This is a genomic window from Pseudomonas sp. DWP2-2, assembly GCF_049897065.1.
GTDB classification, from domain to species: Bacteria; Pseudomonadota; Gammaproteobacteria; order Pseudomonadales; family Pseudomonadaceae; genus Aquipseudomonas; species Aquipseudomonas paracarnis.
Window position 1 is genome coordinate 309,076 of sequence record NZ_JAFCVN010000001.1, and the last position, 14,682, is coordinate 323,757.

Annotated in this window: 13 protein-coding genes; 11 read left to right on the forward strand and 2 right to left on the reverse strand. The window is 62.7% G+C overall.

The features are described from left to right. Window positions 1–86 precede the first annotated feature (86 nt). The 4 genes from ACP7CZ_RS01285 to ACP7CZ_RS01300 are packed head-to-tail and all read left to right on the forward strand — an operon-like array spanning window position 87 to window position 4,713. Window positions 87–794, forward strand: a complete 708-nt coding sequence (locus ACP7CZ_RS01285) for an ABC transporter ATP-binding protein (RefSeq protein WP_127880712.1) — start codon at window positions 87–89, stop codon at window positions 792–794. Further along, window positions 791–1,990 (forward strand): ABC transporter permease, encoded by a 1,200-nt coding sequence (locus ACP7CZ_RS01290; RefSeq protein ID WP_198790532.1) that lies wholly within the window; start codon window positions 791–793, stop codon window positions 1,988–1,990. The genes ACP7CZ_RS01285 and ACP7CZ_RS01290 overlap by 4 nt, the downstream gene beginning before the upstream one ends. Then, on the forward strand, window positions 1,983–3,461 hold the full coding sequence (locus ACP7CZ_RS01295; RefSeq protein WP_198790533.1) for a TolC family protein: 1,479 nt from the start codon (window positions 1,983–1,985) through the stop codon (window positions 3,459–3,461). The genes ACP7CZ_RS01290 and ACP7CZ_RS01295 overlap by 8 nt, the downstream gene beginning before the upstream one ends. Next, a complete protein-coding gene (locus ACP7CZ_RS01300) occupies window positions 3,451–4,713 on the forward strand; it encodes an efflux RND transporter periplasmic adaptor subunit (RefSeq protein ID WP_262020360.1) in 1,263 nt (420 codons plus the stop codon). The genes ACP7CZ_RS01295 and ACP7CZ_RS01300 overlap by 11 nt, the downstream gene beginning before the upstream one ends. Before the next feature lie 170 nt (window positions 4,714–4,883). On the opposite strand, the gene ACP7CZ_RS01305 is transcribed toward ACP7CZ_RS01300, so the two are convergent. Beyond that, the gene (locus ACP7CZ_RS01305; RefSeq protein WP_262020361.1) at window positions 4,884–6,278 is read right to left on the reverse strand and encodes an FAD/NAD(P)-binding protein; all 1,395 of its coding nucleotides are present in this window, start codon (window positions 6,276–6,278) and stop codon (window positions 4,884–4,886) included. A gap of 22 nt (window positions 6,279–6,300) precedes the next feature. After that, entirely contained in the window at window positions 6,301–6,864 is a 564-nt protein-coding gene (locus ACP7CZ_RS01310) for a helix-turn-helix domain-containing protein (protein ID WP_054897287.1), read from the reverse strand. Between the two features lie 92 nt (window positions 6,865–6,956). Between ACP7CZ_RS01310 and ACP7CZ_RS01315 the strand changes: the two genes are divergently transcribed. From ACP7CZ_RS01315 to ACP7CZ_RS01345, 7 genes are all read left to right on the forward strand, one after another. Next, window positions 6,957–7,886 carry a DMT family transporter gene (locus ACP7CZ_RS01315; RefSeq protein ID WP_054897286.1) on the forward strand — a complete coding sequence of 310 codons (930 nt, stop codon included), beginning with the start codon at window positions 6,957–6,959 and terminating at the stop codon, window positions 7,884–7,886. Between the two features lie 553 nt (window positions 7,887–8,439). After that, complete coding sequence (locus ACP7CZ_RS01320) at window positions 8,440–11,361, forward strand: monovalent cation/H+ antiporter subunit A (RefSeq protein WP_014718932.1); 2,922 nt, start codon at window positions 8,440–8,442, stop codon at window positions 11,359–11,361. Continuing rightward, a complete protein-coding gene (locus ACP7CZ_RS01325) occupies window positions 11,361–11,705 on the forward strand; it encodes a Na+/H+ antiporter subunit C (RefSeq protein WP_294196190.1) in 345 nt (114 codons plus the stop codon). The genes ACP7CZ_RS01320 and ACP7CZ_RS01325 overlap by 1 nt, the downstream gene beginning before the upstream one ends. Then, window positions 11,702–13,384, forward strand: coding sequence for a monovalent cation/H+ antiporter subunit D (locus ACP7CZ_RS01330; RefSeq protein ID WP_294196188.1), 1,683 nt, complete (start codon window positions 11,702–11,704; stop codon window positions 13,382–13,384). Before ACP7CZ_RS01325 ends, ACP7CZ_RS01330 begins: the two co-directional genes overlap by 4 nt. After that, window positions 13,381–13,869 carry a Na+/H+ antiporter subunit E gene (locus ACP7CZ_RS01335; RefSeq protein ID WP_054897285.1) on the forward strand — a complete coding sequence of 163 codons (489 nt, stop codon included), beginning with the start codon at window positions 13,381–13,383 and terminating at the stop codon, window positions 13,867–13,869. Before ACP7CZ_RS01330 ends, ACP7CZ_RS01335 begins: the two co-directional genes overlap by 4 nt. Further along, entirely contained in the window at window positions 13,866–14,144 is a 279-nt protein-coding gene (locus ACP7CZ_RS01340) for a K+/H+ antiporter subunit F (protein ID WP_003192168.1), read from the forward strand. The genes ACP7CZ_RS01335 and ACP7CZ_RS01340 overlap by 4 nt, the downstream gene beginning before the upstream one ends. Then, window positions 14,141–14,479, forward strand: coding sequence for a Na+/H+ antiporter subunit G (locus tag ACP7CZ_RS01345; RefSeq protein WP_294196182.1), 339 nt, complete (start codon window positions 14,141–14,143; stop codon window positions 14,477–14,479). Before ACP7CZ_RS01340 ends, ACP7CZ_RS01345 begins: the two co-directional genes overlap by 4 nt. The last annotated feature ends 203 nt before the right edge of the window (window positions 14,480–14,682 follow it).

Below are 14,682 nucleotides of genomic sequence, written 5' to 3' on the forward strand. Positions count from 1 at the left end.
GTCCGTGACGGCTACAGGCAGCTTCTGAACTTGTTACAAGGAGTTTCGGGGAGCAAGGCGGTACCGTCGAGACTGCAGGCGTAGTCATGATGACACAGACCCCCGCGCAACCCGGTTTGATTTCCCTGCAAGGCATCGGTAAGCGCTATCAGCTCGCCGGGCAAGAATTGAGCATTCTCAATGACGTGTGCCTGTCCATCGCCAGCGGTGACAGCTGCGGCATTCTCGGTGCCTCTGGCTCCGGCAAAAGCACCCTGCTCAATATCCTCGGCCTGCTGGACCTGCCCAACTGCGGCCAGTACCACTTTGCCGGCCACGATATTTTCAACGCCACCCCCGATGAGCTGGCAGCGATCCGCAACCAGCAGATCGGCTTCGTGTTCCAGAGCTTCAACCTGCTGCCACGCCTCAGTGCCCTGGACAACGTCGCGCTGCCCTTGAGTTATCGCGGCGTGTCGCGGCATGAATCGGTGGAACACGCCCAGCGCATGCTCGCACAAGTCGGCCTCGCCGAACGCGCCCACCATCGCCCCGCCGACCTCTCCGGTGGGCAGCGCCAACGTGTGGCCATTGCCCGCGCCTTGGTCGGCAAGCCCTCGGTGATCCTGGCCGACGAACCCACCGGCAACCTCGACAGCACTACCGCCCAAGAGATCATGGACCTGCTGTTGAACCTCAACCGCGAGCAACAGGTGACGCTGATCATCGTCACCCACGACCCCCACATTGCCGAGCGCCTGGAGCGCAAGATCCTGGTGCGCAACGGCGTGGTGCATGAGGCTGGGCGCCCATGAGCCTGCGGGTCGAGCAGAGCCTCAGCCAACTGCTGCATGAAGCCTTTATCAGCCTGCGTACCCTGGGCAAGCGTTCGATCCTGGCGCTCTTGGGGATCGTCATCGGCAGTTCCTCGGTGGTGGCGCTGATCAATATCGGCCACAACGCGGCGGTGGATGCGGCGATGATTTTCAAGGACATGGGTACCGATACCCTCATCGCCCAGTTCCCGCCCAAGGGCAACAGCAATGTGCCGATGCGCACCCAGCTCGATCTGGATGCGGTACGGCGGGCAGTGCCGGGCATTGCCCATATCGGCGCGCTCAGCCTGTTCAGCGGGCCCATTGTGTTTCATGGGCGGACCGCCAATGCCAACTTTGTCGGCAGTACTGCGGGTATCCAGGACGCCATGCGCCTGGCGCTGCGTGAGGGGCGCTTCTTGTCACCCTTCGACGCCAACGAAACCTACGGAGTGATCGGCGACCAACTCGCCCAGGCCCTTGGCGCGCCAGGTGACCCGCTGCAACTGGGCGACCGTGTGCGTATCAACGATTACCTGTTTCTGGTGGTGGGTATCCTGCACAACCAGCCCAGGGCCATGCTGATGCCGGTGCAAGCCAACGAATCGTTGTTTATTCCCGCCGAGGGCATGCGCCGCATCTACGCCAACCCGCAGATCAACAACCTGATCATTCGCGCAGCGCCGGGACAGGACATGGAACGTATCGCCAGGGACGCCGCCACCGCGCTGCAACCCCAGCTCAGCGACCATAGCGTCGACATCACGGTGCCCCAGCAAATGATCGATGGCATGACCCGCCAAAGCCGCACCTTTGCCTATCTACTCCTGGCCCTCGGCGCGATCTCCCTGGTGGGCGGTGGTGTGGGGGTGATGAACGTGATGCTGATGAACGTCTCGGAACGCCGCCGTGAGATCGGCATCCGCATGGCCCTGGGCGCGCGCCAGCGGGATATCCGCAACCTGTTTTTGCTCGAAGCGGTCACCCTCACCGCCGTGGGTGCGCTGTGCGGCGCAGTCCTGGGCATGACCGCTGCCTGGCTGTATGCGTGGCTGTCGGGCTGGGCCTTTGCGTTGGCAGTGGCTGCCCTGCCCCTGGGCGTGGGCAGTACGTTGCTGGTGGGTTTGTTCTTTGGCATTTACCCGGCGGTGTCGGCCTCACGCTTGCAGCCGGTTGAGGCCCTGCGCGATGAATAAGTACCTGCTAGTGCTCATGCTGATCAGCCTGCCGGGCATGGCCGCCGACGTGGTGATCAACCCTCAGGCACCCAGCACCACCCGCAGCGACTACGAGCGTAGCGTCTCGCTGAATGCCCAGACCACCACCATGACCCTGGGGGACGCGGTGTACCTGGGCCTGCGTAATAACCCGGCGATCCGCAGCGCCTACCTGCAACGGGTGGCGCAGAAATTCGACCTGCGCGTGGCCGAAGATGTGTTCAACCCCAAACTCACCCTCAACAGCTATTACCGCAGCACCCGTGGCTCCCAAGACAATGCGCGCAACGCCAACGTCGCGCCCACCAGCAGCCTGCTCGGCGAATACGGCACGCGCTTGAGCATGGCCTGGACCCAGCAGTTGAACAACGCCAACCGCGCCGGCCGCTACCGCAGCGACGGCCTGGACCTTGCGATCATCCAACCGCTGATGCGCGGGGCCGGCTGGGATGCCACCACCGCACCGCTGCGCCTGTCGCGCCTGGCCGAGCAGGCCAACCGCCTGAACCTCAAGGCCACCGTGGCGCAGACCATCAGCCAGATCATCGCCACCTACCGCGAATTGTTGCGCGCCCAGGAACAGTTGGTGATCGTCCAGGAAGCGCTCAAACGCTCCAATACTTTACTGGAGGTGAACAAAGCGCTGATCAGCGCCGGGCGCATGGCCGAATTCGAGATCGTGCAGACCGAAGCCGATATCGCCACCCAGCAATTAGGCGTGGAAGAAGCGCGCAACCAACTCGACACCAGCCGCCTGGCGTTGCTGCGCCTGCTGGCCCTGGACCTGTCGACACCGGTGCGTGCCACCGAGGCCCTGGAAGCCACCCCTATGGAGATCGACAAGCGCCAGGCCTTCAACCTTGCGCAAAACCAGCAACCGGAATACCTCGCTGCCCTGCTCGGTAGCCAACAGGCCGACCTCGACCTGGTGATCGCCAAGGATTCCGGGCGCTGGCAGGTGGACCTGGTCGCCGGCGCCAACCAGATACGCGCCGCCACCGATAATGACAACGGCCATAACAATAACCGCACCTGGGACAGTTACGCCGGGGTGCAAGTGCAAATCCCTATTGGCGATATCAGCACGCGCCAGGCCGAAGTGCGTGCACGGGTAAATGTAGAAGACCAGGAAATCCGCATTACCGACGCCCGCCAGGAGCTGGAGCGCAACGTCAACAATGTGGTACGTGACCTTGGCACCCGCTGGCGCCAATATGAAATATCCAAGCGCGCCGTGGAGTTGTCGCGGCGCAAGATCGAGATCGAGCGGGAAAAGCTCAGCGCCGGGCGCTCCACCAACTTTCAGGTGCTGAGCTTCGAGACCGACCTGCGCAACGCCGAAAACGCCCAGCTCAATGCGCTGATCGCTTATTTGAACGCCCAGACCCAGCTTGATCTGACCCTGGGCATGACGCTGGAAAGTTGGGAAATTGCCCTTAATGACTACTAATAAAAAATCCCTGCTGGCCGTTGCCTTGTTCCTGCTGCTGGCCGGCGCGGCCGCCGCCCTGCTCAGTCAACGCAGCGGGGCTGAGCAGGCGGGTACAGGCGAACAGTGGCTGGCCGTAAAGCCCGACCCGTTGGTGCACCAGATCGGGCTGGTGGGCAAGATCGAGCCTGACACCACCGTCGTCCTGACGGCGCCGTTCGACGGCAATGTGCTGGCCAACCTGGTCGAACAAGGCCAGCGCGTTGAGGCCGGCCAAGTCCTGTTGCGCATGGACCCGGCGACGCTTGAAGTACAGCTGCGCGACGCCCTCTCCGCGCAACTCAAGGCCCGACGCACCGTGCAGGAAATGCAGGACTGGGGCAGCAGCCCCACCGTCAGCCGCGCCCGTCGCAGTTTACGCACCGCTGAAATGACCGCGGGCAACACCCAACGCAAACTTACCGAGAGCGAAAACCTGTTCAAACGCGGCATCATCCCTCGTAACGAACTTGACGACCTCAAGCAGCAAACCCAGCAACAGCAATTGGACTTGGCGGCGGCGCGCAGTGAGCTGCAACAAGCCCTGGACCAAGGCCAGGGCGAATATCGGCAGATCGCCGAAATGGAGCTGACCAATGCCACGGTGAAGTACGAAGCCTTGCAAACACTGCTCGAAGGCAAGGAGGTCAAGGCGCCCTTCTCCGGCATCGTGGTACCGGCGCCCGGCAGCACCAGTACCGCTCAAGGTGGCGGCAATAACAACGCGCCGGTGCAGGCCGGCAGCAAGGTCAGCCAGGGCCAGGTGCTGTTCGGGCTGGCCAATATCGAACGCTTGAAAATCGTGGCCAAGGTCTCAGAGCTGGATATCAACCAGCTGCGTCAGGGCCAGACCGTTGAAGTCATGGGCGATGGCTTTGATGGCGAGCGGCTGACAGGTTCAGTCAGCGTGGTCAGCGGCCTGGCCATCGCCAGCGACAGCCAGGGCAGTGCGCAGTTTCCGGTGACCTTGTCGATCCCCACCCTGACGCCCCAGCAGTTGCAGCGGGTGCGCCTGGGCATGAGTGCGCGGTTGACGATTGTCACTTATAACAATGACCAGGCGATCGTGATTCCCAGCCAGGCGATCCAGGCGGACATGACGGTGGAGTATCGGGCGGCGATGGATAAACCGGTGCAGCGGGTAAAAGTCACCACCGGGCAATCGACGCCGCAGGGGGTTGAGGTGTTTGGGCTTGAAGCGGGGTTGGTGAGGATCGGGGGAATCAATCACTGACCCTCGATCCAGATGTGGGAACGCTGCACTGTGGCGAGGGAGCTTGCTCCCGCTGGGCTGCGCAGCGGCCCCAAGATCTTGGGAGCGCTTCGCACTCCAGCGGGAGCAAGCTCCCTCGCCACAAGATTACCGGTTACTTGCATTGGGGCAATCAATACCAGCTCCAACATTCAGCGCTGTGTCAGCCTGGCGGCCAGTGCCTTGGCCTGCAGCGCCACATCGGTCACCGCCGTACTCTCCCACCACATGCCCCGCAACGGCGGCCCCATGGCGAACAGTCGCTGGCTGACCTCGCCGCGGGCATCCCGCACCGCCCCCGTCGCATCCGCCGCAATCCCCAGCGCCAGCGGCCCAGGTTGGATCAACCCGCGCTTGAGCAGTTGCCGCGGTAAAGGACGGGCCACCCGGCGCCAGTCGTATTCGATGCCGCTGGAATTGATCAGCGCAGCGCCCAACATCTTGGTGATCACATCCTCGCCACGGTAGCGCACCGCAATGGCAACCCCCTTCTGCGAAGGCACCAAGCCCTTGAACGACGCCGCCTGAATCCGCAACCGCCCTTGCCCCTGCAACCGCGCTACCAACTGCGCACTCAAGGGCGGCGAACGGTGGTGATGGCTTTCCCACCAAGGCCGTACATGCCGCACGAACTGGCGCTTCTGGGCCTCACTGGCCTGGCTCCACAGCCGCGCGATATGCCCGCGCACCGTGTCCAGCGGCGCCTGCCAGTCTGTGCCTTGCCCCAACGCGAGCTGGCATTGGCGTCGCACCTCACGCAGCAATTGTCGGGGGCTGCTCAGGCTGTGGTCAGCGGCGAGGAAGTCGTCCCAGCTCGGCGGTTGCCGGCGTACATGGGGCAACAGGCCGTGCCGCGAAAAAACCTCGATAGGTCCGCGATGCCCGGCCTGTTCCAGGGAGACCACGGCATCGACCATGGTCAGGCCCGAGCCGATGATCAGCACGGTCGATTGTGGGTCGAGCCGGGTCATCGCGGGTACATCCCAAGGGTCCAACGCGGCGGCATTCAATCCTGTGGACTCGGTCTGCGGAGTGCGCGCAGCAGGGAACATGCCGGTGGCCAATACCGCACAGGCGCCGCGCAGTTGCTCGCCAGTATCGAGGGTCAACAACACCGAGGTGGCATCGACTTGCAGGTCTACCCCTTCGGCGCGGATGTGCTCGACGCTCGATGTAGAAAGCGCCTTGGCTTGTGCCAGACGCTGCTGCGCGTACAAGCCGAAAAGCCCCCGTGGCGGGAACAGCTCGCTGATAGGCACATGCTGTTGGTTCGACTCGGGCCATCCGCCGGCGCTGATGTAGTCGGTGAGCCATTGGGTCAGGTCGTCGGCATTGTCCGGGTCAACGCTCATACGCGCCGCATTGCCGTTCAGCGTATGGCCCAGTTCGACCGCGCTGTAGGCTTCGCCGCGCCCCAACTCAGCACGGGGTTCGACTATCAGGATACGCCGCGTGCCCGGCAGGCGAAGCAGTTGCACGGCCAGCATCGTGCCGCTCAGGCCACCGCCGATGATCAGTACATCTGCAACGCGGGTGGATTCACTCATGCCAGTTCGCCCTTATTGTTGCTCAAATCACCACATTTCGAACAAACCGTACCGCCGCATTTCCATCATTGCGATAAGCATGGGGCTGGTGGCTGGCGAACATAAAGAACTCTCCTGCCTCGATGAGATTTTCCTGATCACCTATCACCAGCGTCAGGCTGCCCTCGAACACAAACAGTTGTTCGCTCCACCCTTCCAAGTCAGGGTCCGGGCAATAACGGTCACCGGGCTCCAGCCGCCACTCCCATAATTCGACCTCACGCCGTGCCGTAGCCTTGGCCAGCAACACCGCCTTACTGCCGACAATCTCGCCCGCCCAGGCCAGCTCATTGATACGGCTGTGGTCGCGCACATCCGGCGCCTGAATCAGATCACTGAACGCCACGTCCAACGCTTCGGCGACACGGTCCAGGGTCGACAGGCTGACGTTCTTCTCTCCCGCTTCTATCGCCACCAGCATGCGCCGGCTGACACCGGATTTTTCCGAGAGCGCGGTCTGGCTCAAGTCGGCGGCATGGCGCAGGCGACGAACGTTCTGGCTGACGTGCTGCAGGACCGAAGCCCGTTGCGGATTTTCTTTGTGCACTATATTGCTCAATAGGTGGGTGTGCGCAGTATACTGCCCAGCGTGCGGCGCATTGTGCGGTCCGTGCTTTCCCCTTGCAAGACCGAGCCGCCATGACCGCCCCAAACTCCCCTTCGCGTTTCAATCGTTTCAGTAAAGCCGAATGCATCCTGGTGGTGATCACCATGATCTGGGGCGGCACCTTTTTGCTGGTGCAGCACGCCATGGCGGTCAGCGGGCCGATGTTTTTTGTGGGGCTGCGCTTCGCGGCAGCGACGATTGTGGTGGGGTTCTTTTCCTTGCGCACCCTGCGCGACCTGACCCTGTTCGAATTGAAGGCCGGGGTGTTTATCGGGGTGGCGATCATGTTCGGCTACGGTTTGCAGACCATTGGCCTGCAAACCATCTTGAGCAGCCAATCGGCGTTTATCACCGCCTTGTATGTGCCGTTCGTACCGCTGTTGCAGTGGCTGGTGCTTGGCCGTCGCCCCGGCTTGATGCCCAGCATCGGCATCATGTTGGCGTTTGCGGGGTTGATGCTGTTGACCGGCCCGGCGGGGGCCTCGCTGAATTTCAGCGCGGGTGAAATCGCCACCTTGATCGGTGCAGTGGCCATAGCGGCCGAGATCATCTTGATCAGCGCATTTGCCGGCCAGGTGGATATTCGTCGGGTGACCGTGGTGCAACTGGCCACCGCTTCGGTGCTGTCCTTCATGATGGTGGTGCCCATGGGCGAGGCGTTGCCGGGCTTTTCTTGGCTGTTGCTGTTCAGTGCCGTGGGCCTGGGCTTGACCAGTGCGGTGATCCAAGTGGCGATGAACTGGGCACAGCAGAGTGTCTCGCCAACGCGGGCGACGTTGATTTATGCCGGTGAGCCGGTGTGGGCAGGCGTTGTGGGGCGAATCGCCGGGGAGCGGTTCCCACCGATCGCGATGCTGGGCGCGGTGCTGATTGTGGTGGCGGTGATTGTGAGTGAATTGAAGACGAAGGGGCAGAAGGCCGTTGAGTTGGCAGAGGCGTTGGAGGAGGAGCGGCAGGGGTAGTTTGCGATCAACGGTAACCACGATGCGAAGCGAGCCGCTCTTGATCTTGATCTGCTTGTGATCTTGATCTCAGGCGCCCCGTTAAACCACGCTGGCCGAACGCAGGCTTGAATCCGTGGGCCGCCGTCAGGCGGAACCCTAAGTAGCCGTTACCGCAGCAATGGATATGTACACAATCCAACCGTCTAGGCTGCCAGACCGCCTTCGCGAGCAAGCCCTCTCCCACAGTTTGATCACGGGGTGTCAGGGAGATAGGTGTCGGCTGTCAGGCCGTCTTCGCAGGCAAGCCAGCTCCCACAATTGGATCGTGGGGTGTCAGGGAGATAAGCGTCAACTGTCAGCCCCTCACGGGAGCAAGCTCCCTCGCCACAGGTACGGCGTCGCTGCAGATAACGGCTCCCACAGAGGTCTGCATTTTAATTCAAGGGCAAGTTGAAACAGTGCCAAATGGGAGGTTTCAGCCTACCTTGTAGGATCCTGCCACATCTTGCCGTTTGGTGATCGTGAAAGCGGCACGTATGATGCATCCCAAACTCCCGCAGATTAGAAGCCTATGTCCCTGATAGTTCTACTGCTTCTGCCTTTTATCGGCAGCTGTCTGGCGGCCTTGCTGCCGCATAACGCACGTAACACCGAATCGCTGTTGGCCGGCCTTGTGGCACTGGTCGGTACTATTCAAGTCGCCCTGCTCTACCCTCAGATCGCCCACGGTGGCGTGATCCGCGAAGAATTCATGTGGTTGCCCAGCCTGGGGCTCAACTTCGTGTTGCGCATGGATGGGTTTGCCTGGCTGTTCTCGATGCTGGTGCTGGGCATCGGCACGCTGGTGTCGCTGTATGCGCGCTACTACATGTCGCCGGACGACCCGGTGCCGCGTTTCTTTGCATTTTTCCTGGCGTTCATGGGCGCCATGCTGGGTTTGGTGATCTCCGGCAACCTGATCCAGATCGTATTCTTCTGGGAACTGACCAGCCTGTTCTCGTTCCTGTTGATCGGCTATTGGCACCACCGTGCAGATGCGCGACGTGGTGCGTATATGGCGCTGATGGTCACTGGCGCAGGTGGGCTGTGCCTGTTGGCGGGAGTGATGCTGCTGGGGCATATCGTCGGCAGCTATGACCTGGACCAGGTGCTGGCGGCGGGCGATCAGATTCGCGCGCATTCGCTGTACCCGGTCATGCTCGCCCTGGTGCTGATCGGCGCCTTGAGCAAAAGCGCGCAGTTCCCCTTCCATTTCTGGCTGCCCCATGCCATGGCGGCGCCCACCCCGGTTTCGGCTTACCTGCACTCGGCGACGATGGTGAAGGCCGGCGTGTTCCTGCTGGCCCGCCTGTGGCCGTCGCTGTCCGGCAGCGAAGAATGGTTCTGGATCGTCGGCGGTGCCGGCGCCCTCACTCTCCTCCTCGGCGCTTACTGCGCCATGTTTCAAAACGATCTCAAGGGCCTGCTGGCCTATTCCACCATCAGCCACCTCGGGCTGATCACCCTGCTGCTGGGCCTCAACAGCCCACTGGCCGCAGTTGCCGCAGTATTCCACATTCTCAACCACGCCACCTTCAAGGCTTCGCTGTTCATGGCGGCGGGCATCATCGACCACGAAAGCGGCACGCGGGATATCCGCAAGCTCAGTGGGCTGGTGCGCCTGATCCCGTTTACCGCGACCCTGGCGATGGTCGCCAGCGCGTCCATGGCCGGGGTGCCGTTGCTCAATGGCTTCCTGTCCAAAGAGATGTTCTTTGCCGAAACCGTGTTTATCTCGTCGACCCAATGGGTGGAAATCGCCCTGCCGGTGATCGCGACCATTGCCGGTACATTCAGCGTGGCCTATGCCCTGCGTTTTACCGTGGACGTGTTCTTCGGCCCGCCCGCCACCGACTTGCCGCACACGCCCCACGAGCCGCCGCGCTGGATGCGCGCACCCGTCGAGCTGTTGGTGTTCACCTGTCTGCTGGTGGGGATTTTCCCGGCCCAGGTGGTCGGCTCGATCCTCGCCGCTGCCGCCCTGCCGGTGGTGGGCGGTACGCTACCGGAATATAGCCTGGCGATCTGGCACGGCTGGAACGCGCCGATGATCATGAGCCTGGTGGCAATGACCGGCGGCGTGGTGCTGTACCTGATGCTGCGCAAGCAACTCAAGCGTGGCCGCTTCGAATACCCACCGCTGATCGGCTACTTCAACGGCAAGCGCGGTTTCGAGCGCTGCCTGGTGGTGATGATGCGCGGCGTGCGCCGCATCGAGAAACGCATCAGCACCAAGCGCCTGCAAACCCAGTTGTTCCTGTTGGTGCTGCTGGCAGTGATCGGCGCGATGATCCCGATGATCAACAGTGGCCTCAGCTGGGGCGACCGCCCGAAAATCCCGGGTTCCATCGTCTTCGTCACCCTGTGGTTGCTGGCGATTGCCTGCGCCCTCGGCGCCGCCTGGCAAGCCAAGTACCACCGGCTGGCGGCCCTGACCATGGTCAGCGTGTGCGGCCTGATGACCTGCGTCACCTTCGTGTGGTTCTCGGCACCGGACCTGGCCCTCACCCAATTGGTGGTGGAAGTGGTCACCACCGTGCTGATCCTGCTCGGCCTGCGCTGGCTGCCAAGGCGGATCGAAGAGGTCTCACCCCTGCCCAGCTCGCTGCGCAAGGCGCGTATCCGCCGCCTGCGTGACTTGCTGCTCTCCACCGTGGTGGGCGGCGGCATGGCGCTGTTGTCCTACGCGATGCTGACCCGCCAGACGCCCAACGATATCTCCTCGTTCTACTTAAGCCGTGCCCTGCCCGAAGGCGGCGGCAGCAATGTGGTGAACGTGATGCTGGTGGACTTCCGTGGCTTCGACACCCTGGGCGAAATCACCGTACTGGGCGCTGTGGCCTTGACCGTGTACGCCTTGCTGCGCCGCTTCCGCCCGTCCAAGGAAAGCATGGAGTTGCCACCCCAACAGCGCCAACTGGCGCCGGACGTGGCCACCGACCTGGTCAACCCGCGCCAGGCCAGCGACACCGCCCTGGGCTTTATGATGGTGCCGGCGGTGCTGGTGCGCCTGTTGCTGCCGATAGCGCTGGTGGTGTCGTTTTATCTGTTCATGCGCGGCCACAACCAACCTGGGGGCGGCTTCGTCGCCGGGCTGGTGATGTCGGTGGCGTTTATCCTGCAATACATGGTCGCCGGTACCCAGTGGGTCGAGGCGCAGATGAGCCTGCGGCCCATGCGCTGGATGGGCTTCGGCCTGCTGTCGGCCACCTTGACCGGGCTGGGCGCGCTGTTCGCCGGGTACCCGTTCCTCACTACGCATACCTGGCATTTCAGCCTGCCGCTACTGGGCGATATTCATATTGCCAGTGCGCTGTTCTTTGACGTCGGCGTGTACGCCATGGTCGTGGGCTCGACCCTGTTGATGCTCACCGCCCTCGGCCACCAGTCGGTGCGCGCGCATAAACCGAGCAACCAGCCCAAAGTGGTTGCTGCAACCGAAGGAGCCGCCTGATGGAAGAAGTCATCGCAATAGCCATTGGGGTCCTGGCGGCCTCCGGCGTCTGGTTGATCCTGCGGCCACGGACGTTCCAGGTGGTCATGGGTTTGTGCCTGCTGTCCTACGGCGTCAACCTGTTCATCTTCAGCATGGGCAGCCTGTTTATCGGCAAGGAGCCGATCATCAAGGACGGCTTGCCCCAAGACCTGCTCAACTACACCGACCCACTGCCCCAGGCCCTGGTGCTCACGGCCATTGTGATCAGCTTCGCCATGACCGCGTTGTTCCTGGTGGTGCTGCTGGCCTCCCGGGGCCTCACCGGCACTGACCATGTAGACGGCCGGGAGCCCAAGGAATGACGTGGATGAATCAACTGATCGTCGCGCCGATCCTGCTGCCGCTGCTCACCGCCGGGCTGATGCTGATGCTGGGCGAGAAACGCCGCCCGCTCAAAGCCCGGATCAATCTGTGCTCCAGCATCGTCGGACTGGGCGTCGCCATCCTGCTGTTGTACTGGACGCAACAAGGCGGCCCCGGCTCCATTGGCGTGTACCTGCCGGGCAACTGGCAGGTGCCGTTCGGCATCGTGTTGGTGGTGGACCAACTCTCGGCGATGATGCTGGTGCTGACCGGGATTATCGGCGTCAGCGCGCTGCTGTTCGCCATGGCCCGCTGGGACCGTGCGGGCACCAGCTTCCATGCCCTGTTCCAGATCCAACTGATGGGGCTGTATGGCGCCTTCCTCACCGCCGACCTGTTCAACCTGTTCGTGTTCTTCGAAGTGCTGCTGGCCGCCTCCTACGGCCTGATGCTGCACGGTTCCGGCCGTGCGCGGGTGTCGTCGGGGCTGCATTACATTGCGATCAACCTGCTGGCGTCGTCGCTGTTCCTGATCGGCGCGGCGATGATCTACGGCGTCACCGGCACGCTGAACTTCGCCGACCTGGCGTTGAAAATCCCGCTGGTGCCGGAGGCCGATCGCGGCCTGTTGCATGCCGGTGCAGCGATCCTGGCTACGGCGTTCCTGGCCAAGGCCGGCATGTGGCCGCTGAACTTCTGGCTGGCACCCGCCTATTCCTCGGCCAGCGCGCCGGTGGCGGCAATGTTCGCGATCATGACCAAGGTCGGCGTGTACACCGTGCTGCGCCTGTGGACCCTGCTGTTCTCCGGCCAGGCCGGCGCCTCGGCGCTGTTTGGCGGGGATTGGCTGGTGTACGGAGGCATGGCGACCATCATTTGCGCGGCGCTGGCGATGGTGGCGGCGCAGCGCCTGGAGCGCATGGCCAGCCTGAGTATCCTGGTGTCGGCCGGGATCCTGCTGTCAGCGGTAGGGTTTGCCCAGCCGAGCCTGACCGCGGGGGCGCTGTTCTATCTGGTCAGCTCCACCCTGGCACTGAGTGCATTGTTTTTGCTGGCGGAGTTGATCGAGCGTTCGCGTTCGGCCAACGACCTGCCGCTGGATGAAGAAATTGATGCGCTGCCCAAAGCCATGGAATCGCTGCATCCGCGCCCGGGTGTGAACCTGGACGATGAGCAAAAAGCGGTGATCGGCCAGGTCATCCCTTGGACCATGGCCTTCCTGGGCCTGAGCTTTATCGCCTGCGCGCTGCTGATTATCGGCATGCCGCCGCTGTCCGGGTTTATCGGCAAGCTCAGCCTGTTGAGCGCGCTGATCAACCCACTGGGCTTGGGCAACGCCGTGGACGAGTCCATCCGCCCGGCGGCCTGGGGCCTGGTGGCGCTGCTGATTCTCTCTGGCCTGGCCTCGCTCATCGCTTTCGCCCGCCTCGGCATCCAGCGCTTCTGGACCCCGGAAGAACGCCCATCACCGCTGCTGCGCCGCTACGAGTGTGTGCCGATCTTCCTGCTGCTGGGGTTGAGCATCGCGCTGACCTTCAAGGCCGAGGCGCTGATGCGCTACACCCAGGCCACTGCCGAAAGCCTGAACAACCCGGAACACTACGTGATGGCAGTGCTCGCGACCCGGCCAGTGCCGAGCCCTGAAGCCAAGGCCGCCGCCCTGGAGGTGCAGCCATGAAGCGTCTGTTCCCGGCTCCCTGGCTGTCGTTGGCGTTGTGGGTATTGTGGCTGGTGCTGAACTTGTCGATCAGCCCCGGCAACCTGCTGCTGGGCGCACTGTTGGGCTTTCTTGCGCCGCTGATGATGGCGCCGCTGCGCCCGCTGCCGATCCGCATCCGCCGCCCTGGGGTGATCATCCGCCTGTTTTTCCGGGTCGGCCTCGATGTGATCATCTCCAACCTGCACGTGGCATGGGGCGTACTCACCTGCGGCTCCCGCCCACCGCGCTCGCGCTTTATCAAGATCCCCCTGGACCTGCGCGACGCCAACGGCCTGGCTGTGCTGGCGATGATCACCAGCGTGACCCCCGGCACCGTCTGGTCGGAGCTGGCCCTGGACCGCAGCATCCTGCTGCTGCACGTTTTCGACCTGGATGACGAAGCCTCGTTTATCCAGCAATTCAAGCAAGCCTACGAACGGCCCCTGATGGAGATCTTCGAATGAGCGCCCTGCTCGCCAATGCGATCCTGTTCAGCCTGTTCCTGTTCTCCCTGGCCATGGTGCTGACCCTGGTGCGCCTGTTCAAAGGCCCCTCGGCCCAGGACCGGGTACTGGCGCTGGACTACCTGTACATCCTGGCGATGCTGATGATGCTGACCCTGGGTATTCGCTATGCCAGCGACACTTACTTTGAAGCGGCGCTATTGATCGCGCTGTTCGGCTTCGTCGGCTCGTTCGCCCTGGCCAAATTCCTGCTGCGTGGCGAGGTGATTGAATGATGCCGTTATGGGTTGAAATTATCGTGGCGGCGTTGCTGTTGCTCAGCGGCCTGTTTGCCTTGATTGGCGCGATTGGCTTGCTGCGAATGAAAGAATTTTTCCAACGCATGCACCCGCCAGCACTAGCCTCGACGTTGGGGGCGTGGAGCGTGGCGTTGGCGTCAATCATCTACTTTTCGGTGCTCAAGTCCGGGCCGGTATTGCATGGCTGGTTGATTCCGATTTTGCTCGCGATCACCGTGCCGGTCGCCACACTGCTGCTGGCGCGAACCGCGCTGTTCCGCAAACGCATGGCCGGTGATGACGTGCCCGCCGAAGTCAGCAGCCGCCGCTGACTCTTCAGGCGAATTCAGTAAAAATGTGGGAGCTGGCTTGCCTGCGATAGCGGTTTATCAGTTACAGCATCATTGACTGAAACTGCGCTATCGCAGGCAAGCCAGCTCCCACCATTTGGTTTGGCGCCAGGCAAAAGAGCGGATACGCGCCGCCAATTGCGCCAGCTCAGCATCATCGGCCCGCACCAAGTCGAAATCCCAGA

Excerpts from the sequence above, each read along its gene's own strand:
- ACP7CZ_RS01285 (WP_127880712.1), top strand. The coding sequence starts at position 87 with ATGATGACACAGACCCCCGCGCAACCCGGTTTGATTTCCCTGCAAGGC.
- ACP7CZ_RS01290 (WP_198790532.1), top strand. The coding sequence starts at position 791 with ATGAGCCTGCGGGTCGAGCAGAGCCTCAGCCAACTGCTGCATGAAGCC.
- ACP7CZ_RS01295 (WP_198790533.1), top strand. The coding sequence starts at position 1,983 with ATGAATAAGTACCTGCTAGTGCTCATGCTGATCAGCCTGCCGGGCATG.
- ACP7CZ_RS01300 (WP_262020360.1), top strand. The coding sequence starts at position 3,451 with ATGACTACTAATAAAAAATCCCTGCTGGCCGTTGCCTTGTTCCTGCTG.
- ACP7CZ_RS01305 (WP_262020361.1), bottom strand. The coding sequence starts at position 6,278 with ATGAGTGAATCCACCCGCGTTGCAGATGTACTGATCATCGGCGGTGGC.
- ACP7CZ_RS01315 (WP_054897286.1), top strand. The coding sequence starts at position 6,957 with ATGACCGCCCCAAACTCCCCTTCGCGTTTCAATCGTTTCAGTAAAGCC.
- ACP7CZ_RS01320 (WP_014718932.1), top strand. The coding sequence starts at position 8,440 with ATGTCCCTGATAGTTCTACTGCTTCTGCCTTTTATCGGCAGCTGTCTG.
- ACP7CZ_RS01325 (WP_294196190.1), top strand. The coding sequence starts at position 11,361 with ATGGAAGAAGTCATCGCAATAGCCATTGGGGTCCTGGCGGCCTCCGGC.
- ACP7CZ_RS01330 (WP_294196188.1), top strand. The coding sequence starts at position 11,702 with ATGACGTGGATGAATCAACTGATCGTCGCGCCGATCCTGCTGCCGCTG.
- ACP7CZ_RS01335 (WP_054897285.1), top strand. The coding sequence starts at position 13,381 with ATGAAGCGTCTGTTCCCGGCTCCCTGGCTGTCGTTGGCGTTGTGGGTA.
- ACP7CZ_RS01340 (WP_003192168.1), top strand. The coding sequence starts at position 13,866 with ATGAGCGCCCTGCTCGCCAATGCGATCCTGTTCAGCCTGTTCCTGTTC.
- ACP7CZ_RS01345 (WP_294196182.1), top strand. The coding sequence starts at position 14,141 with ATGATGCCGTTATGGGTTGAAATTATCGTGGCGGCGTTGCTGTTGCTC.